This is a genomic window from Stenotrophomonas panacihumi (assembly GCF_001431645.1).
GTDB lineage: Bacteria > Pseudomonadota > Gammaproteobacteria > Xanthomonadales > Xanthomonadaceae > Stenotrophomonas_A > Stenotrophomonas_A panacihumi.
Window position 1 is genome coordinate 25437 of the sequence record NZ_LLXU01000081.1, and the last position, 18859, is coordinate 44295.

The 18859-nt window shown below is 70.0% G+C and carries 17 protein-coding genes and 1 pseudogene; 9 read left to right on the plus strand and 9 right to left on the minus strand.

Annotated features, from left to right (window positions below):
- Window positions 1-35: 35 nt before the first annotated feature.
- Entirely contained in the window at window positions 36-875 is an 840-nt protein-coding gene (locus tag ARC20_RS10350; RefSeq protein WP_057646831.1) for a ParB N-terminal domain-containing protein, read from the plus strand.
- On the opposite strand, the gene ARC20_RS10355 is transcribed toward ARC20_RS10350, so the two are convergent.
- Window positions 872-1285, minus strand: a complete 414-nt coding sequence (locus tag ARC20_RS10355) for a hypothetical protein (protein WP_057646775.1) — start codon at window positions 1283-1285, stop codon at window positions 872-874. The two genes, ARC20_RS10350 and ARC20_RS10355, sit on opposite strands and share 4 nt — an antisense overlap.
- Window positions 1286-1398: 113 nt before the next feature.
- Here ARC20_RS10355 and ARC20_RS10360 point away from each other — a divergent pair, with 113 nt between their 5' ends.
- On the plus strand, window positions 1399-3741 hold the full coding sequence (locus tag ARC20_RS10360; RefSeq protein ID WP_057646776.1) for a GH92 family glycosyl hydrolase: 2343 nt from the start codon (window positions 1399-1401) through the stop codon (window positions 3739-3741).
- Window positions 3742-3839: 98 nt separating this feature from the next.
- Here the strand turns inward: ARC20_RS10360 and ARC20_RS10365 are convergent, their stop codons facing one another.
- Entirely contained in the window at window positions 3840-4124 is a 285-nt protein-coding gene (locus tag ARC20_RS10365; protein WP_057646779.1) for a DUF3144 domain-containing protein, read from the minus strand.
- 72 nt (window positions 4125-4196) lie between these two features.
- Between ARC20_RS10365 and ARC20_RS10370 the strand changes: the two genes are divergently transcribed.
- A complete protein-coding gene (locus ARC20_RS10370) occupies window positions 4197-4928 on the plus strand; it encodes a ThuA domain-containing protein (protein ID WP_237642564.1) in 732 nt (243 codons plus the stop codon).
- Window positions 4929-5040: 112 nt separating this feature from the next.
- Window positions 5041-5394: a DUF1428 domain-containing protein gene (locus ARC20_RS10375; RefSeq protein WP_057646782.1), complete on the plus strand. Its 354-nt coding sequence runs from the start codon at window positions 5041-5043 to the stop codon at window positions 5392-5394.
- 48 nt (window positions 5395-5442) lie between these two features.
- Here the strand turns inward: ARC20_RS10375 and ARC20_RS10380 are convergent, their stop codons facing one another.
- The gene (locus ARC20_RS10380) at window positions 5443-7608 is read right to left on the minus strand and encodes a TonB-dependent siderophore receptor (RefSeq protein WP_057646783.1); all 2166 of its coding nucleotides are present in this window, start codon (window positions 7606-7608) and stop codon (window positions 5443-5445) included.
- Between the two features lie 266 nt (window positions 7609-7874).
- Here ARC20_RS10380 and ARC20_RS10385 point away from each other — a divergent pair, with 266 nt between their 5' ends.
- Entirely contained in the window at window positions 7875-8465 is a 591-nt protein-coding gene (locus ARC20_RS10385; protein WP_057646786.1) for a hypothetical protein, read from the plus strand.
- A 74-nt stretch (window positions 8466-8539) separates the two neighbouring features.
- Here ARC20_RS10385 and ARC20_RS10390 read toward each other — a convergent pair whose 3' ends face one another.
- The 3 genes and pseudogenes from ARC20_RS10390 to hflK form a co-directional block, all read right to left on the minus strand.
- Complete coding sequence (locus ARC20_RS10390) at window positions 8540-9832, minus strand: adenylosuccinate synthase (RefSeq protein ID WP_057646787.1); 1293 nt, start codon at window positions 9830-9832, stop codon at window positions 8540-8542.
- A 273-nt stretch (window positions 9833-10105) separates the two neighbouring features.
- Window positions 10106-10969, minus strand: coding sequence for a protease modulator HflC (gene hflC, locus ARC20_RS10395; RefSeq protein WP_057646789.1), 864 nt, complete (start codon window positions 10967-10969; stop codon window positions 10106-10108).
- A gap of 127 nt (window positions 10970-11096) precedes the next feature.
- A pseudogene (gene hflK / locus ARC20_RS10400) lies at window positions 11097-12102 on the minus strand (FtsH protease activity modulator HflK); the annotation flags it as partial.
- Window positions 12103-12245: 143 nt separating this feature from the next.
- On the opposite strand from hflK, the gene ARC20_RS10405 reads away from it, so the two are divergent.
- Both ARC20_RS10405 and pilH read left to right on the plus strand, forming a co-directional pair.
- Window positions 12246-13241: an acrylyl-CoA reductase family protein gene (locus ARC20_RS10405; protein WP_057646793.1), complete on the plus strand. Its 996-nt coding sequence runs from the start codon at window positions 12246-12248 to the stop codon at window positions 13239-13241.
- A gap of 80 nt (window positions 13242-13321) precedes the next feature.
- Window positions 13322-13708 carry a twitching motility response regulator PilH gene (gene pilH / locus ARC20_RS10410; protein ID WP_057646796.1) on the plus strand — a complete coding sequence of 129 codons (387 nt, stop codon included), beginning with the start codon at window positions 13322-13324 and terminating at the stop codon, window positions 13706-13708.
- A 70-nt stretch (window positions 13709-13778) separates the two neighbouring features.
- Here the strand turns inward: pilH and ARC20_RS10415 are convergent, their stop codons facing one another.
- Window positions 13779-14660: a DnaJ C-terminal domain-containing protein gene (locus ARC20_RS10415; protein WP_057646797.1), complete on the minus strand. Its 882-nt coding sequence runs from the start codon at window positions 14658-14660 to the stop codon at window positions 13779-13781.
- Window positions 14661-14771: 111 nt separating this feature from the next.
- Window positions 14772-15209 (minus strand): Hsp20/alpha crystallin family protein, encoded by a 438-nt coding sequence (locus tag ARC20_RS10420; RefSeq protein WP_057646799.1) that lies wholly within the window; start codon window positions 15207-15209, stop codon window positions 14772-14774.
- Window positions 15210-15345: 136 nt separating this feature from the next.
- On the opposite strand from ARC20_RS10420, the gene ARC20_RS10425 reads away from it, so the two are divergent.
- Together ARC20_RS10425 and ARC20_RS10430 are read left to right on the plus strand one after the other, a co-directional pair.
- Window positions 15346-15828 carry a peroxiredoxin gene (locus ARC20_RS10425; protein ID WP_057646801.1) on the plus strand — a complete coding sequence of 161 codons (483 nt, stop codon included), beginning with the start codon at window positions 15346-15348 and terminating at the stop codon, window positions 15826-15828.
- 41 nt (window positions 15829-15869) lie between these two features.
- Complete coding sequence (locus ARC20_RS10430; protein ID WP_057646803.1) at window positions 15870-16451, plus strand: ferritin-like domain-containing protein; 582 nt, start codon at window positions 15870-15872, stop codon at window positions 16449-16451.
- A gap of 34 nt (window positions 16452-16485) precedes the next feature.
- Here ARC20_RS10430 and pbpC read toward each other — a convergent pair whose 3' ends face one another.
- The gene (gene pbpC, locus ARC20_RS10435; RefSeq protein WP_057646806.1) at window positions 16486-18858 is read right to left on the minus strand and encodes a penicillin-binding protein 1C; all 2373 of its coding nucleotides are present in this window, start codon (window positions 18856-18858) and stop codon (window positions 16486-16488) included.
- Window position 18859: the final 1 nt, after the last annotated feature.

Below are 18859 nucleotides of genomic sequence, written 5' to 3' on the forward strand. Positions count from 1 at the left end.
CCCTCCCCCGCATCGCACCGCATCGCCGCATGGATATCGAGATCGTCGTCGACCCGTCGCTGAAGGCCTACATCGACCCGCTGACGCCGGACGAACACGCTGCCCTCGAACAGAGCCTGCTCGCCGAGGGCTGCCGCGACGCGCTGGTGCTGTGGGGCAACGTGCTGGTGGACGGCCACAACCGCTACGGCATCTGCCAAAGCCACGGCCTGCCGTTCCGCACGGTGCAGCACGAGCGCTTCACCAGCATGGAGGACGTGCACCTGTGGATGATCGACCAGCACCTGGGCCGGCGCAGCGTGTCCGATTTCCAGCGCGGCGTGCTGGCGCTGCGCAAGCGCGAGATCCTGTCCTCGCGTCGCGAACGTGCCGTCGCCGCGGCGCCTGCCGTGCCTGCCGTGCCTGCCGAGGAAGCCGCGGCGCCGGCCACGGTGGAGGACGACAGCGCGCCGTGGGCCGAATCGAGCGCGCATGACACCCCCGTGCCGGCGGCCGCCACGCCGGCACCCAGCCGCAATGAGCTGGCCCGCGTGGCGCGGGTGAGCAACAGCCAGATGGGCATGATCGAGAAGATCCAGCGCCAGGCCGCGCCGGAGGTGGTGGAAGCGGTGCGCAGCGGCGCGTTGTCGATCAACGCCGCCGCGGTGGTGGCCACGCTGCCGATGGAAGAACAGCAGGCCGCGGCGCACGCGGGCCACGACGAACTGCGCGAGGCCGCCAAGCGCGTGCGCGAATCGCGGCGCAAGCCGCGGCCCGAGCGCGAGGCGGAAGCACCGGCGAACGAGACGATGCAGGCGCTGCGCGAGCGCGTCACCGAACTGGAGCAGGAGAACGCGCGCCTGCGCGAGCGCATCGCCGAGCTGGAAGCGCGCTAGGGCCGCAGCAGCAGGCGCAGCACCGCCCACAGCGCGAGCGCGGAGAGCGCGCCGAAGCCGCCGGCATACAGCACGATCAACAGGATCGCGGGACTGAACACCCCGGCGAGCGCTTCGGGCGTGGGCGTCTGCACGAGCAGGAACAGCACGCAGGTGCCGAGCCCGGCCACGGCCCCGGCGAACCCCATGCGCCCCGGGCCAAAGCGGCGACGTCGGCGCAGGATCACGCCCACCGGCACGCCCAGCACCAGCACATGGGCCAGCGCGACGACGAAGGCCACGCCGAAGCCGGCCAGCGTGGCGCGGTTGGCGCCGATGCGGCCGTCGAAAAACAGCAGCGCGAACGCGAACGCCGGCGCGAGGCTGGCGACGAGCACGGCGGACAGCCAGGCGAAGAAGGTACGGGGCATGCGGGCAGATTACCCGCGCCAAACCATTAGATCGATCAAAACCGCTAAACTCGACCTGCGCCGGAGCGGAGCCACCCGCGTGCTACCGTCCGCGCTTCGGGAGGAGACAACGCATGCTTTCAAACGCTCCAAGGCGCCTGGCGCCCTGGCTGGCCGCCCTGCTGCTGGCGACCACCGCGGCCTCGGCCGCCCCATCCGGCGAGGCCGCCTATGCCGCGGTCGACCCGTTCATCGGCACCGGCGGCGAAGGCCACACCTACCCCGGCGCCACCGTGCCGTTCGGCATGGTCCAGCTCAGCCCGGACACGCAGATCAAATCGCGCAAGGAAGGCTATCCCTGGGCCGCCGGCTACCGCCATGACGATTCGACCATCGTCGGCTTCTCGCACACCCACTTCTCCGGCTCGGGCCATTCGGACCTCGGCGACGTGCTGCTGATGCCGATCAGCGGCGAGCCCAAGCTCGAACGCGGCGACGCCAGCCAGCCCGGCAGCGGCTACACCTCGCGCTTCCGCCACCAGACCGAACAGGCGCAGCCGGGCTATTACGCCGTCACCCTGGACGACTACGGCGTGCGCGCCGAACTCACCGCCAGCGCGCGCGTGGGCGTGCATCGGTACACCTTCCCCAAGGGCAAGCCGGCGCACGTGCTGGTGGACCTGCGCACCAGCATGTACGACTACCCCGGCAAGGTGCAGTGGTCGCGGCTGCGCGTGCGCGCCGACGGCACCGTCACCGGCTTCCGCGAAACCCGCGGCTGGGCGCCGGGTCGCCAGCTCTATTTCGCCATGCGCTTCTCGCGCCCGCTCGGCGGCAGCGCCCTGCAGGACACCGAGGAGAACGTGGTCTACAAGGGCTTCCCGCCGCCGGGCGCGAATGACCCGCGCCAGCGCGCGCAGATCGAAGGCCGCCAGCTGGTGGGCGTGTTCGATTTCGGCGAGGGCGGCGGCGCGCCGCTGGTGGTGAAGGTGGCGATATCGCCGGTGAGCGAGGAAGGCGCCATCGCCAACCTCGACGCCGAGGTGCCGGGCTTCGATTTCGACAAGGTGCGCAGCGATGCGCGCGCGCAGTGGACGCAGGCGCTGTCGGCGATCGACGCGCAAGGCAGCCAGGACGACCGCACGCGCTTCTATACCGCGCTGTACCACACGCTGCTCGGCCCCACGCTGTTCATGGACAGCGACGGCCGCTACCGTGGCCCGGACAACGCCGTGCACCAGGCGAACGGCTGGACGAACTACTCCACCTTCTCGCTGTGGGACACCTACCGCGCCCTGCATCCGCTGCTCACGCTGGTGCAGCCGCCGCGGCGCACCTCCGACGTCGTCAACTCGCTGCTCGCCTCGCGCCGCGAAAGCGCCTACGGCATCCTGCCGGTGTGGGCGTTCCATGGCCTGGAGACGTGGTGCATGATCGGCTACCACGCCGTGCCGGTGATCGCCGACGCCTACATGAAGGGCATCGGCGGCTTCGATGCCGACGAGGCGTTGCAGGCGATGGTCGCCAGCGCCGACTACGGCCCCTACGACGGCATCGCCGCGTACCGCCAGCTCGGCTACGTGCCGATCGACGAGGAAGGCGAAGCGGCCTCCAAGACGCTGGAATACGCGTTCGACGACTGGACCATCTACCGCATGGCGCAGAAGATGGGCCGCAGCGAGGTCGCCAGTGAATTCGAGAAGCGCGCCGGCAACTGGCAGCACGCCTTCGACCCGGCCACCGGCTTCATGCGCGCGCGCAAGCGCGACGGCAGCTTCCGCGAGCCGTTCGACCCGTCCGCCAGCGGCTACGGCACCGACTACACCGAAGGCAACGCGTGGCAGTACTCCTGGTACGTGCCGCAGGACGTGGCCGGCCTGGCCGCCGCGCATGGCGGCAGCGACGCGCTGCTCAAGCGGCTGGACGACGTGTTCGATGCCAAGGTCGACCCGAAGATCTTCGAGCACATGGAAGACATCACCGGGTTGATCGGCTGGTACGCGCACGGCAACGAGCCCAGCCACCACGTGGCCTACCTGTACGCGTACGCCGGCCAGCCGTGGCGCACGCAGGCCCGCCTGAAGCAGATCATGGACAGCCAGTACGCCGCGCGTCCGGATGGCTTGGCCGGCAATGACGACCTCGGCCAGATGTCGGCCTGGTACGTGTTCACCGCGCTGGGCTTCTACCCGGTGGCGCCGGGCAGCAACCAGTACGTGATCGGCCGGCCGTTCCTGCCGCGCGCCACGCTCAACCTGCCCAACGGCCGCCGCTTCACGGTGGTCGCCGACGGTCTGGATGCGAAGCACACCTACATCGGCGCGGCCACGCTCAACGGCAAGCCGCTGCCGCGCGCGTGGATCAGCCACGAGGAAATCCTCGCCGGCGGCGAACTGCGCTTCCGCATGCAGGCCCAGCCGGATACCACCTGGGCCACCGACGCGGCGCAGCATCCGTACTCGATGTCGGCGCACTGAGCATGCGCCATCCCGGCGGCGGGCCGAGACCCGCCGCCGCGGGTGACGACCGGGGTGGCGCGCGCGCCTTGACGGCGCGAGTCAGACCGGCGCGGTGGCTAGCGCGCCTGCATGTATTGGTCGAAGTGGGCGACGTAGTCGTCGAGGTTGGCTTCGAGCATGGCGCGGTACTGATCGACGAAATGCGCCAGCAGTTGCGCCTTCGCCCCGGCCATCGCCGCCGCCGAATCCTGCCCGCACGCGCCGCTCCACGCATGGAAGCGCGCGGCGGCGTATAGAAACGAATCGCCCACCTGCGCGCGCGAGGCGCCAGCGAGCTGGGCGTTGGCCAGTTCGATCAGGGCATCGGCCCGGTCGTAGAAGTGCGCATCGACATCGGCCACGAGATTCCCCAGGCAATAGGCAGGCCGGGGCAGCTTACGCCACGCGCCGCGGATCGGTGCCAGAATCGCGCCGTGCCCCGCCTGCTCTCCACCTTGCTCGCCCTCTGCGCCATGAGCCTGCCCGTGATGCCCGCCAACGCCACGCCGCCCGACCGCGTGCTGGTCTTCAGCCGCACGGTGGGCTTTCGGCATGAATCGATCCCGGTGGCGGTGCGCACGCTGGTGCAGCTGGCCGAGTCGATGGGCCTGGTGGCCGACGCCACCGAGGACGCCAGTGCGTTCACGCCGGAGAACCTGGCGCGCTACCGCGTGGTGATCTTCGCCAGCACCACCGGCAACGTGCTCGATGCGACGCAGCAGCGCGCGATGGAAGCGTTCGTGCGTGGCGGGGGCGGGTTCGTCGGCGTCCACGCCGCCGCCGATACCGGTTACGACTGGCCGTGGTACGGCGCGCTGGTCGGCGCCTATTTCCAGGACCACCCACCCGGGCTGCAGCACAGCCGCGTGCAGCCCGAACGCGATGGCGTGGCCGCGGGCGCGGCGTGGCCGGTGCACGACGAGTTCTACAACTACGACCGCAATCCGCGTGGCCGGGTGCAGGTGATCGCCACGCTGGACGAACGCCTGTACGAGGGCGGCCGCATGGGCGCCGACCATCCCATCGCCTGGCATCACGCCTATGACGGCGGCCGCGCGTGGTACACCGGGCTGGGCCATACCGCGGCGATCTTCGCCCAGCCCGAGTTCCTGGCCCAGCTGCGGCGCGGGCTGGCCTACGCCAGCGGGCGCGCCGACGCCGGTTAAGGCTTGTGCGCGGCGGCTGAATCGTTCGGCCCGGCGATGTCGAAATCCCGCCGGCCCGTGCGTTGAGTGAGGGAAGGCGCGCATTCCGTCGCGTCCACAGCGGAGGATTTCCATGTCCTATGTCGATGGCTTCGTAATGGCGGTGCCCACCGCCAACCGCGAGAAATTCCTGGCCCATGCACGCGAGGGCGATGCCCTGATCATCGAGTTCGGCGCGCTGCGCGTGGTCGAGTGCTGGGGCGACGATGTCCCGCACGGCAAGCAGACCGACTTCTTCCGCGCGGTGGACGCGCGCGAGGACGAAGCGGTGTTGTTCTCCTGGATCGAGTGGCCCGACAAGGCCACGCGCGATGCGGGCATGAAGAAGATGATGGAAGACCCGCGCATGCAGGACAACCCGATGCCGTTCGATGGCAAGCGGATGATCTTCGGCGGCTTCATGCCGATCCTGGACCTCAAGTCCTGAGGCGCCGCGCAGGGGCAGCCCGCGCTGCCCCTGCGCCGCACCGTTGGCTCAGAAGCGGTAGCGGAAGCTCAGCGTGGCGCTGGCCGGCGCGGCGTAATAGAGGTTGCTGTATTCGTCGAGCACGAAATACTTGCGGTCCAGCAGGTTGTCCGCGTTGAGCTGCAGTTCGGCGCGTGGCGTGAACTGGTAGCGCGCCATCACGCTGAGCAGCGTCACCGAAGCCTGGTTCACGCGCTGCGGGCCATCGGGCCCGTCCACCAGCGCATGGCTGGCCGATTGCCAGTTCGCGCCGCCGCCAATCGTCAGCTGCTCCAGGCCCGGCAAGCGATAGGTGGTGAACACGCGGAACAGCGTGCGCGGCAGCGCCGTGCGCAGGTCTTCGCCGTCCGGGCCTTCCAGGTTGAAGTACGACCAGCCCAGCGAGGCGTTCCAGCGCTCGCTCAGGTCGCCAGACAGTTCCAGCTCGGCGCCGCGCGAGCGCGTGCCGTCCACGGCGTAGTAGGCCTGCGTCATGCCGTCCGGCAAGGTGTTGCCGACATCGGCTTCGGCCACGTTGTCCTGGCGGGTATCGAACAACACCAGCGAGGAATTCAGGCGCCCGTCGAAGTGGCGACCCTTCACGCCGATCTCGTAGCTGCGCCCGACCACCGGCTCGAGGAAGGCGCCGGTGACGGTGCGGTTTTCCTGCGGGTCGAAGATTTCGGTGTAGCTGGCGAAGGCCGACCAGGTGGGATCGAATGCGTAGACCAGGCCCGCGTAAGGCACGGTCTTGTTGTGCTCGTGGCGGAACACGCCGCTGTAGATGTCGTCGGTGTCGTTCTTCCAGCGGCTGTAGCGTGCGCCGGCGATGAGCTTGAGCGGGTCGGCCAGGCTCAGTCGCGCCGCGGCGTACAGGCCGGACTGGTCGGTGCGGATGTCGGTGGCGCGGTCGGCCGTGTCGGCGAACGTCGGGCGCGGATAGTGGCCGTTCCACTGCAGGAAGTTGCCGACCGGCGCGAGCTCGTCGTTGGCGAATTCGTCTGAGGTCTTGCGGTAGCGCGAGCCGGTGGCGCCCACCACCAGTTCGTGTTCGCGCCCGCCCCACTGGAACGGGCCGCTGGCGTAGACGTCGAGGTTGTCCTGGCGGCCGCGGTCGCGCGCACGGTAGACGTAGGGGTCGAGCCCTTCGCCCGTCTCGCGGTTGGGGAAGCCGTACACGTAGAACAGCGCCTCGTCGCCATCGGTGCGGCGGTGGCTGGCCAGCACGCGCAGCTGCCAGCCCGCGCCGAAGGCATGCTTGAGGTCGACGAACGCGGTCTGCGTGGTGTTGTACCAGTACGACCAGTCGGTGGACGTGTTGAAGCCGCGACGCCATTCGATGAAACCGCCATCGTCGTAGAACACCGGGTAGGAGCCCCAGGTCACGCTCTCCGGCTTGGAGCGCTGGTAGTCGTAGCCCACGCTCAGGGTGGTGGCCGGGCCGAGGTCGGCGTCGATGACACCGTAGGCGACCTGGCGCTGGCGGCTGTAGCGGTCCAGATAGGAGCCGCCCTGCTCGTAGGCGGCGACGAAACGGCCACGCACGCTGCCGTCCTGGTTCAGCGGCGCCGACAGGTCCGCCGTGCCGCGCCAGGTGTCCCATGAGCCCACGCTCAGCGATGCATCGCCGACGAACTCGCGCGCATTGGCATGCTTGCGGATGAAGTTGATCGAAGCCGACGGCGTGCCCGCGCCGGAGAGCAGGCCGGTGGCGCCGCGCAGGATCTCGATGCGGTCGTAGATCGCCGTGTCCAGGCTGCCGTCGGCCGAGCTGCTGTTGAGGCTGGAGGCGATCGGCACGCCGTCGTAGGACATGTTCTGGATCTGGAAGCCACGCGCATAGAACACCACGCGCTCGGTGTCGTACGCGTTGGACGACACGCCGGTGACGTTGTCGAGCACATCGCGCACCGTCTGCAGGTTCTGGTCCTCGATGCGCTGCTGCGTCACCACCGTGAGCGATTGCGGCGTGTCCTGCGGCGTCAGCGAGAGCCGCGTGGCCGCGGCGGTCTGCGGCACGGTGTAGGACGAGGTGCGCTCGCCGGTGACCTGGACGGCGTCCAGCGTCCGGGCCTCGCCCTGGCGCGCATCGGGGGAAGTGGCCTGCTGCGCCTGCGCTTGCAGCGCCAGCGACAGGCCGAGGGAAAGCAACGAGATCTGCCCGGCGCGCACGCGCCGACGCGAAACATGGTTCATGGACGAGCCCCAAAGATGTCGGGCGGCCAGGTGAGGCCGCGTGTGTTCACGACCCGTGGCTGACCCGGGGGCTGGCTCGTCGCGTGCACCATGGTAGTGCAAGGAGGGGGTCATGGGGCCGGCCGGCGCCCACGGCGTCACCGGGGTGCAATCTGCCCCCCGGATGATGGATGATCGGGACAGACCCGCGCGCGCCCTGCGCTCCGACCTTTCCACGACACCGTCCCGGCCAAGATGCCTCCAAGCCCAGACCGCACGCGCAATCGATGACCCTGACCTCCCGCGAACGCAGCCTCACCAGCCTGGTCCAGGGCGTGGGCTTGGACTACCTGCGCCGCCTGCTGCCGCCGCCGTGGCTGGCCTTGGCCCTGCTGGCCGCCACGTCCACCTGGATGGCCCTGAGCACGCACGACATGATCGCCCTGTCCGCCTGCGCCATCGCCTTCGGTGGGCTGCTGATGCACTGGCCGCAGCGCACCCGCCGCGCCTGGCCCCTGTGGCGGACCGCCGCGCTGGGCTTGGCCGCGGCCATGGAAGCCGTACCCGGCTGGGCCCACGAGGACGTGCTGCGCACGCTGCTGGTTGTGATCGCCGCCGCCTCCACCCTGCACACGCTGGCGCGGCTGGTGGCCGCGGTGCGCCTCTCCCTGCGCCTGCAGCGCTCGGCCCGCGCGATGGACGACGCCAGCCTGCTGGCAATGCTGCCCGAAGAAGCCCGCGAGGACGCACGCCGTTGGCGCGATGGCGACGACAGCAAGTCGGCCGAGCTGCAGCTGGTTATCAACCTCGCCGCGCTGTGGGCGGCGCTGTCGGCGGTCAATGCCGACAAGGCGCGACAGCGGCCCGCGGCGATGTAACCGCCGCGCCCCTGCCCTCCCAATGAAAAAGCCCCGCCGAAGCGGGGCTTTTCGTTTTCCGGCCAGCGGCTGGATCAGGCGAACGGATCCTGCAGCACCATGGTGTGGTCGCGGTCCGGGCCGGTGCTGACGATGGAGATCGGGCAACCCGCCAGTTCCTCCAGCGAACGCAGGTAGGCGCGCGCGGCCGGCGGCAGCTTCTCCCACTCGGTGACGCCGTGGGTGTTCTCGTTCCAGCCCGGGAATTCCAGGTACACCGGGGTGCACTCCTCCCAGCCCTGCGCGTCCAGCGGCGCGTACTCGGTGCGCTTGCCGCGGTATTCGTAGGCGATGCAGACCTTGAGCTTCTCCATGCCGTCGAGCACGTCGAGCTTGGTGATGCACAGGCCGCTGATGCCGTTGATCTGCACGGCCTGCTTCAGCGCGACGATGTCCATCCAGCCGCAACGGCGCGGGCGGCCGGTGGAGGCGCCGTACTCGGCGCCGCGGTCGCGGATGCCCTGGCCGATTTCATCGTCCAGCTCGGTCGGGAACGGGCCGCCGCCGACGCGGGTCGCGTAGGCCTTGGCGATGCCCAGCACGTAGTCGATGTCCTGCACGCCCACGCCGGTACCGGCCAGCGCGCCACCGACGGTGGTGTTGGAGCTGGTGACGTACGGGTAGGTGCCGTGGTCGATGTCCAGCAGCGCGCCCTGCGCGCCTTCGAACAGCACGCGCTTGCCCTGCTTGCGCAGGTCATACAGGATGCCGGCCACGTCGGACTTCATCGGCTGCACGTACTCGCCGAACGCCAGCGCCTCGTCGTAGGTCTTCTGGAAATCGACCGCTTCCACGCCCAGGTACTGGGTCAGCACGAAGTTGTGGTAATCCAGCGCGGCGCGCAGCTTTTCGGCCAGCTGGTCGGGGTAATGCAGGTCGGCGACGCGGATGCCGCGGCGCGCCACCTTGTCTTCGTACGCCGGGCCGATGCCGCGGCCGGTGGTGCCGATGGCCTTGCCGCCGGCGGCCTTCTCGCGCGCCTGGTCCAGGGCGATGTGGTACGGCATGATCAGCGGCGCGGCCGGCGAGATCTTCAGGCGCGAACGCACTTCCACGCCGGAGTTCTCCAGCTCCTCGATTTCCTTCTTCAGCGCGGCCGGCGAGATCACCACGCCGTTGCCGATCAGGCACAGCGCGTCGTCGCGCAGGATGCCGGAGGGAATCAGGTGCAGGACGGTCTTCTTGCCGTTGATGACGAGGGTGTGGCCGGCATTGTGGCCGCCCTGGAAACGCACGACGGCACCGATTTCCTCGGTGAGCAGATCGACGATCTTGCCTTTGCCTTCATCGCCCCACTGGGCGCCGAGCACGACGACAGACTGACCCATGACGGGTAACTCCTTTGCGGGCGGCCATCGGGGCCGCTGATGGATTGATCGCGTCCTGGCCGGGACTGCCCCTGGCGCCACCAAACGGGGTGGCGCCGGCACGTGCCGGCCCAGACACGGAAAAAGCCGAACGGGATGACCCGGCCGGCTTTTGTGCATTATCCGGGTTTCCGGTGAACGCCACCACCCTTTTCTCATTCAGGCTTGTGCAGGGCGCGCGCCGCAAACGAAGAAGGCCGCCCGGAGGCGGCCTTCGTCACGCGGGCGGGCGGTTCAGCGGTCGCCCTTGAAGTACTGCAGGAACGGGTCGTTCTTGTCGAGCACGATCACGCCGTTGCCGTCGGCCATCGAGTTCCGGTAGGCCTCCAGGCTGCGGTAGAACGCATAGAACGACGGGTCGGCCGAAGCCGCCTTGCCGTAGATGCGCGCGGCTTCCGCATCGCCTTCGCCGCGCAGCTTCTGCGCATCGCGCTCGGCGTCGGCCACGATCACCGTCGCCTCGCGGTCGGCCTGCGCGCGGATGCTCAGCGACTGCTCCTCGCCCTCGGCGCGCAGCTTGCTCGCCTCCTGCTTGCGCTGGGCGCGCATGCGCTCGTAGACGTCGTTGATGATCTGGCTGTCGGCCGGCAGGTCGATCTGCTTGATGCGCAGGTCGGTGATCTGCATGCCCAAGCCCTTGATCGCCGCGTTGATGCCCGCCAGCTGGCCGGCGATCAGTTCGCTGCGGTCGCCCGACACCAGCTGCTGCAACGTGCGCGCGTTGATCTGGTTGCGCAGCGAGTCGGTGATGATCGGCGCCAGGCGCGCATCGGCGACCTTGTCATCGCCACCGGTGGAGCGATAGAAATCGGCCACGTTGGAGATGTAGCCGATGGCGAAGAAGTCGACGCTGACGTCCTTCTGCTCGGCGGTGAAGTAACGTGCCGCGGCGGTGTTGAGCACCTTGAAACGGCGGTCGAACACCCGCGCCGTCTCCACCACCGGGATCTTGAAGTGCAGGCCCGGCTTGAGGTCCGAACGCACCACCCGGCCGAGGTTCAGCACCATGCCGGTCTGGTCCTCGCGCACCACGAACGCCGAGCCCATCAGGCCCAGCAACACGACCACCGCCACGGCGATCCAGATCGACTGTTTCATCGTTCACTCCCGTCACGGCCGGTCGGGCGCGGACCGCGCTCCGGGTTGCGGATGCTTTCCGCGCTCAGCGCCGCGGCGCTGCTGCCGCTGTCCTGCGAGAGCACGCTCGGCAGGGCCATCGTCGGCAGCTGGCCGGCCGGCTTGGCGGCAGCGTCGGCCATCGGCACGTAGATCAGCTGGCGGCCATCGCCGCCGATGACCTTGCGGTTCTGCGAAAGCACTTCCTGCACGGTTTCCAGCCACAGGCGCTTGCGGGTGACTTCCGGCGCGCCGGCGTACTGCTGCTGCAGCAGGCTGAAGCGGTCCGCGTCACCCTGGGCGCGGGACGTCACGGCTTCCTTGTAGCCCTCGGCCACGGTGCGCGTGCTGGCCGCACGGCCGCGCGCCTCGGGCACCACCTTGGCGGCGTAGGCCTGGGCCTCGTTGATCAGGCGCTCGCGCACCTGCTGGGCGCCGTTGACCTCGTCGAAGGCCGGCTTCACTTCATCCGGCGGACGCGCGTTGGGCAGGGTCAGGCCGGTGACGACCAGGCCGGTGTTGTAGGCGGTAAGCGAAGCCTGCAGGCGTTCGCGCGCGGCGGTGGCCAGCGGGCCGCGGTTGTTGAGCACGGCATTGAGGTCCGAACGGCCGACCTGCTCGCGCACCGCGCTCTGCGCGGCCTGCTGCAGCACCTGGTCCGCATCGAAGGTGCCGAACTTGTACTGGCGCGGATCATCCACGCGGTACTGCACGTTGAGCTCGACGTTGACGATGTTCTCGTCGCGCGTGAGCACCGGCATCTGGTTGCTGAAGGTCTTGATCTCGGTCGCGTTGACCTTGGTCACCGATTCGATCGGCCACGGCAGCTTGAAGTTCGGGCCCGGCTGCAGCGTGCGCGAGTACTGGCCGAAGCGCAGCACCACGCCGCGGTCCTGTTCGCGGATCAGCTGGAAGCTGGAGAACAGCACCAGCAGCACGACCGCCAGCAGCACCCAGCGCCACACGCCGCCATCGAAGAGGTCGCGGAACTGCCCGGGCAGGCCGCCCCAACCGCCACCGTTGCCGCCGCCATTGCCACCGCTCGGCTTCCAGCCGCCACGGCGATTGTCTTCCGGGCCATCAGGCCCCTTGCTGCCGGGTGTATTCCAGGCCATGCACGCTCCATCTGAAGGTCGGGCACATCGGCACCCGGAAAACCCCGATTTGGGTTCTGTCGCCCGATTCTACAAGAAGGGGCCCACCCGCCCAGCGGGAACGGCTATGGTGCCCGCTCCCCCGTTCACCGGCGAGTACGCCCATGCCCGTCCCCGCGCGGTTCGCCGCCTTCCGTATCCACCAGGACGACAATGTCCACCGTGCCGGGCTGGACTCCATCGGCCTGGACGACCTGGCGCCCGGCGAGGTGGTGGTGCGCGCGGCCTGGTCGTCGGTCAACTACAAGGACGCGCTGGCCGGCACCGGCAAGGGCCGCATCCTGCGCCGTTTCCCGCTGGTGGGCGGCATCGACGTGGCCGGGCACGTGGTCGCCTCCACCGACCCGGCGTACCGCGAGGGCGACGCGGTGCTGGCCACCGGCTGCGGCCTGAGCGAGACCCGCGACGGCGGCTATGCCCAGTACGCGCGATTGCCGTCGAGCGCGGTGATCGCGCTGCCGGACAGCCTGGACCTGCGCGAGGCGATGGTGATCGGCACCGCCGGCTATACCGCCGCGCTGGCCCTGCTGCGCCTGCGCGACAACCGCCAGGTGCCCGCGATGGGCCCGCTGCTGGTCACCGGCGCCACCGGCGGCGTGGGCATGCTGGCGCTGGACATCTTCAGCGGCGCCGGCTTCGAGGTGCATGCGGTGAGCGGCAAGGCCGACCGCGCCGATTTCCTGCGCAGCCTGGGTGCGGCCGAGGTGCTCGGCCGCGAAGCCCTGCAGGCCGGCCGCCCGCTGGAGACCGCGCGCTACGGCGGCGGCCTGGACAACGTCGGCGGCCCGATGCTGGTGAGCCTGCTCGCGCAGACCGCGCCCTACGGCAGCGTCGCCTCGGCGGGGCTGGCCGCCTCGGCCGAGCTGGACATGACGGTGATGCCCTTCATCCTGCGCGGCGTCTCGCTGCTGGGCATCGGCTCTTCGGGCAGCGCGCGCGACATCCGCGAGGAAGTCTGGGCGCACCTGGCTGGCCCGTGGCGGCCGCGCCACCTGGACCGCATCTGCACCCGCGAAGTCGGCCTGGATGGCCTGCCCGCTGTGTTCGAGGCGATGCTGGCGGGACAATCGTTTGGCCGCACCGTGGTGCGGATCGACTGACCTTCGCCGATACCCGCCGCGCCCCCTATCCGGCGCCGCGGCACTGGCACTACACTCCTTCGGCACTCACGGGGAACCACATGGCGCGCATCCTGATCGTCGACGATTCGCCTTCGCAGTTGCTGGGCATCCAGCGCATCGTGGAGAAGCTGGGCCACGAGACCATCACCGCCACCGATGGCGCCGCCGGCGTGGAAGCGGCCAAGGCCTCGCTGCCGGACCTGGTGCTGATGGACGTGGTGATGCCCAACCTCAACGGTTTCCAGGCCACGCGCACGCTCAAGCGCGAGCCGAGCACGCAGAACATCCCGGTGATCCTGGTGACCACCAAGGACCAGGACACCGACCGCATGTGGGGCATGCGACAGGGCGCCCGCGCCTACATCACCAAGCCGTTCTCCGAGGACGAACTGTCCGAGGTGATCGAGCGCATCTTCAGCCGCGCCGACGACAGCTCGGTCGGCTGAGCGACAACGCCCGGCTTACGAAAAAGGCGCCGCTTTCGCGGCGCCTTTTTTCATCCCGCACGCAGGCGGCTTACACGCTCTCGCCGAACGCCTTGGCCAGGTTGCGATAGGCCTTCTTCTGCGCTTCGTCGGTGGGCGCCGGGGCCAGGATTTCCAGCTCCACGATCTGGTCGCCCGCCGGCGTGCCCGGCAGACCGCGACCGCGCAGGCGCAGCTTGCGGCCGGCGTCGGATTCGGCCGGGATCTTCAGCTCCACCTCGCCGCCCAGCGTCGGCACGCCGATCGAGGTACCGAGCGCGGCCTGCCACGGCGTCACCTGCAGCGTGTACAGGATGTTGTGCCCGTCCACTTCGAACTGCGGATGCGCGGCGTATTCGATTTCCAGCAGCAGGTTGCCACCGTTGCTGCCCTGCCCCGTCAGGCGGATCACCTGGCCCGGCGTGACGCCCTTGGGCACGCGCACGTCCAGCTGCTTGCCGTTGACGGTGATGCGCACGCTGTCGCCGGAATACACCGCTTCCAGTGGCACGGCGAGCTTGGCGCGGGTGTCGCCGCGCGGCTGCGGGCCGGCGCCGGGACCGCCGCGCGCACGCCCGCCGCGCTGGCCGGCGAACAGGCTTTCGAAGAAGTCCGAGAAGCCGCCACCGGCGCCGCCGTTGCCGAAGATCTCCTCGAAATCGAAGCCCTGCCCGCCGTTGAAGTTCGGCGGCGCGTGGAACTCTTCGCCGGGGCGATAGCCCTGCGCGCGCAGCTGGTCATAGGCCGCGCGCTTCTGCGGATCGCGCAGCGCCTCGTAGGCCTCGTTGACGGCCTTGAACTTGTCCTCCGCGCCGGCCTCCTTGCTGACGTCGGGGTGGTACTTGCGGGCGAGCCGGCGGTAGGCCGTCTTGATCTCGGCCTCGCCCGCGCTGGGCTCCACGCCCAGGGTCGCGTAGTAATCCTTGAATTCCATCCATCACCTCGAAAATGACAACGGCCCGCCGTCTCGCGACCGCGGGCCGTCGGCGGCGGCTTGATCGCCGCCGCCCATTCTACGGGCTGGCCGTGAGGGCCTGGACAGGGCTCAGCCCGCCTCGCCCACCACGATGCGCCGCGGCGCCACTTCGGCCTTCTTCGGAATGCGGACCTCCAGCACGCCGTGCCTGCCGGTGGCGGTGATGCCTTCGGCGTCGGCGGTGTCGGGCAGCGCAAAGCGCCGCTCGAACGCGCCATGGCGACGCTCGCCCAGCAGGCGCTGGTGGCCTTCGGCCAGTTCGCCGCCGGTGCGCTCGCCCTTGAGGGACAGGACGTTGCGGTCCATCTGCAGCTGGATCTGCGCCGGGTCAATGCCCGGCAGGTCGGCCAGCAGCACGAAGGCTTCCGGCTCCTCGCGGATGTCCACGCGCGGCTGCCACTGCTCGGCATTGGCGGCCGGGGCGGCGAAGGCCGTGCGGCCGAACAGCGGCGCGAGCTCCGCGGCGAAGGCGGCCTGCGGCCAGCGGCGGTAACGTACGACGTTCATGGTGTTCTCCTGGAAAGGGGTGGCGGTGTTGTCCGCCCTGTTCCGGGAGATAGGCGCCGGCGCGGGGCTTTCAAGACGTTGACGCGGCCTTCCCCCGCCGATTTTTAGTCTTCCTTCATCCACAGGAGTCCACCCGATGACCATCCAGGTTGGTGACCGCATCCCCGAAGTCGTGCTCAAGCGCCTGCGCGAGGGCATGGAAAGCGTCGATACCCGCACGTTGTTCGACGGGCACAAGGTGCTGTTGTTCGCCATCCCCGGCGCGTTCACGCCGACGTGCTCGGAGAAGCACCTGCCCGGCTACATCGAACACTTCGACGAATTCCGCCAGCGCGGCATCGAGGTCTACTGCATGGCGGTGAACGACCCGTTCGTGATGCGCGCCTGGGGACGCAGCCAGTCCGCGCCGGACGGCCTGCAGTTTATCTCCGACGGCAACGCCGAACTGACTCGCGCGCTCGGCCTGGAGATGGACGCCAGCGCCTCGGGCATGGGCCTGCGTTCGCGCCGCTTCGCGCTGTACGCCGAGGACGGCGTGGTCAAGGCGCTGTGGGTGGAAGACCCCGGCGAATTCAAGGTTTCCGCGGCCGATTACGTGCTCTCGCACCTGCCGCAATAGCTCCCGATCGCAACGATCGCACCACAGAGGAAAGGCAAGCCATGCCAAAGCCAGCCCAACCCGCCAAGCAGTCCCCCGCCAAGCAGATGCCCCCCGGCATCACCGACACCGCCACGCTGCGCGCCACCGCGCGCAAGAACGTGGAGGACGGCGCGGTCACCCGCACCTACCACGCCGACCGCGAGGCGGTGATCAAGCTGCTCAACGCCGCACTCGCCACCGAGTATGTCTGCGTGCTGCGCTACTACCGCCATTACTTCATGGCCAAGGGCATGCTCGCCGATTCGATCAAGGCCGAGTTCCTGGAACACGCGCAGCAGGAACAGGCGCACGCCGGCAAGCTGGCCGAGCGCATCGTGCAGCTCGGCGGCGAACCGGACCTCAACCCGGACACGCTCACCGCGCGCTCGCATGCCGAGTACAAGGAAGGCACCGACCTGCGCGACATGGTGCGCGAGAACCTGGTGGCCGAGCGCATCGCCATCGACAGCTATCGCGAGATGATCAACTTCGTCGGCGACAAGGACACCACCACCAAGCGCATCCTGGAGGAGATCCTGGCGCAGGAGGAGGAACACGCCGACGAGTTCGCCGACCTGCTCGACGGCTGGATCGGCAAGTAACCCGCGCATGCCCCTGCCCGCGTGGGCGGGGGCTTCACTCCAGCACGCGGAACTTCAGGCGCACCCACGCGCCATCCTCGGCCAGCGCGGTAAGGCTGTGGTCGCCGGGTTGGTCGAACACGTGGGTGAACATCGCGCGGCCCTGGCTGCGGCCGATGGCGCGGCCGTCGAGCAGCCAGTCCACCGCCGCCTCGGAGCCCAGCGCGCGCAGTTGCAGGCGCACGCCGCGCTGTGCGCCCGGCGCCACCGCCAGCACCGCGCCATCGACCAGGCCCTGGATGCGCAGCTCACCGCCGGTGTCGCCGCCGTCGCCGGTGCAATCGGGCGAAAGCGCCGGCGGCCGCGACTGCCGACGCTCCGCTTCCCCCAGCCAGGGCGAGGCCAGCGCGGGCCAGCGCGCGATCTCGCGCATCTGCTCGGCATGCGGCTGCGTGCATTGCGAGGACAGGCGCAGCCCCGTGCGCGCATCCACGCGATAGCGCTCGCGCCCGGCGCGCCACAGGCGCGCGTCGCGCTCGGCGAACGTGGGCGGCACCGCGCCATCGAGTGCGTAGGCCGGACGGCGACGCGCGCACAGCGAGGCCGGCAGGGCGTCGGCCGCTTCGCCGCTGGGCCAGCAGATATCCAGCTGCGTCACGCTCGCGGGCATCGGCGCCGGCGCGGCATCGGCGGCTTGCCGCGGCAGCGCATCCACCACTTCGAACATCAGCGGCAGCGCGGTGATCGCCCCGTACTGGCCGGGCAGCGGCGTGCCGTCCGGCCGCCCCACCCACACGCCGACGGTGTAGCGCCGCGTGCTGCCCAGCGCCCAGGCATCGCGATAGCCGTAGCTGGTGCCGGTCTTCCATGCCACGCGCGGACGGCGCGCGGTATCGAACATGCCGGCGCCATAGCCCGGGCGCGGATTGCTTTCCAGCACCTCGCGCACGATCCACGCCGCGCCGGGCGAGACGAGGCGGCGGTCGAGCACGGGGTCGTCGGCCTGGTAGCGCACGCGGCCGGCGATGCCGCCCCGGTTGAGCGCGGCGAATGCGCCGACCAGGTCCTCCAGGCGCGCGCCGGTGCCGCCGAGGATCAATGCCAGGTTTGGCGCACCACCCCGAGGGAAGCGCAGGTGGATGCCGGCGTTGTCCAGCCGCGCGGCGAAGCGCGCCGGGCCGACGCGGTCGAGCAGGTCCACCGCCGGGACATTGAGCGAAAGCCGCAGCGCGCTCGCCGCGCCGATCGGCCCGTTGAACGCCGCATCGAAATTGCCCGGGCGATAGCCGCCAAAACTCTGTGGCGCATCGACGAGCAGGCTTTCCGAATGGATCAGCCCATCGTCCAGCGCCATGCCGTAGAGGAACGGCTTGAGCGTGGAGCCGGGCGAGCGCCACGCGCGCACCATGTCCACGTAGCCCTGCCGGCGGGTGTCGGTGAAGGCGACCGAGCCGACGTAGGCGCGCGCTTCCAGGGTCTGGTTGTCCACCACCAGCAGCGCGGCGGAGGTGCGCTCGGGCAGCTGCGAGAAGTAGCTGGCCACGCGCTCTTCCAGCGTGCGCTGCAACTGCGCGTCGAGCGTGCTGGTGATGCGCGCGCGCCCCGGCTGCGCGGCGCGCAGGCGTTCGGCCAGCAGCGCGGCATGCAGCGGCGGCTGCAGTGCGCGCGCGACCACCGGTTCGATGCGCGCATCGGCCACCTGCGCCGGCGTCCACGCGCCAAGCGCGGCCATGCGGTCGAGCACCTTGTCGCGCGCGGCGCGGGCGCGCTCGGGGTGCCGATCCGGGCGCAGCGCGCTGGGTGATTGCGGCAGCACCGCCAGCAACGCCGCCTCGGCATGCGAGAGCCGCGCGGCGGGCTTGCCCAGGTACGCCCAGCTTGCCGCTTCCACGCCTTCGATGGTGCCGCCATACGGCGCGCGCTCCAGGTACAGCTGCAGGATCTGCGCCTTGCTCAGCCGCGTCTCCAGCTGCAGCGCGCGCAGCATCTGCTTGAGCTTGCCCCACGGCGTGCGCGAGTGCGGGTCGAGGATGCGCGCCACCTGCATGGTGAGCGTCGACCCGCCCGAGACGACATGCCCGGCGCGCAACCACTGGCCACTGGCGCGCAGCAGCGCCCACGGGTTGATGCCCGGATGGTGGTAGAAGCCGCGGTCTTCGTAGGTGAGCAGCGCCTGCAGGTACAACGGCGAGACGGTGGCCGGCGTGGCCGGGTAGCGCCACACGCCATCGCGGTCGGCGAAGGCGCGCAGTGGCGTGCCATCGGCGGCGACCACCAGCGTGGAGACGTCCGGCGCCTTGGGCAGCGGCGGCGGGCACAGCACGTCGAGCACCAGCAGCAGCGCCAGCAGCGCGGCCACGCCCCAGCGCAGCCAGGTCCAGCGGGAACGGCGCGGGCGAACGGCGGGAGCGGCGGGAGATTCGGGCATG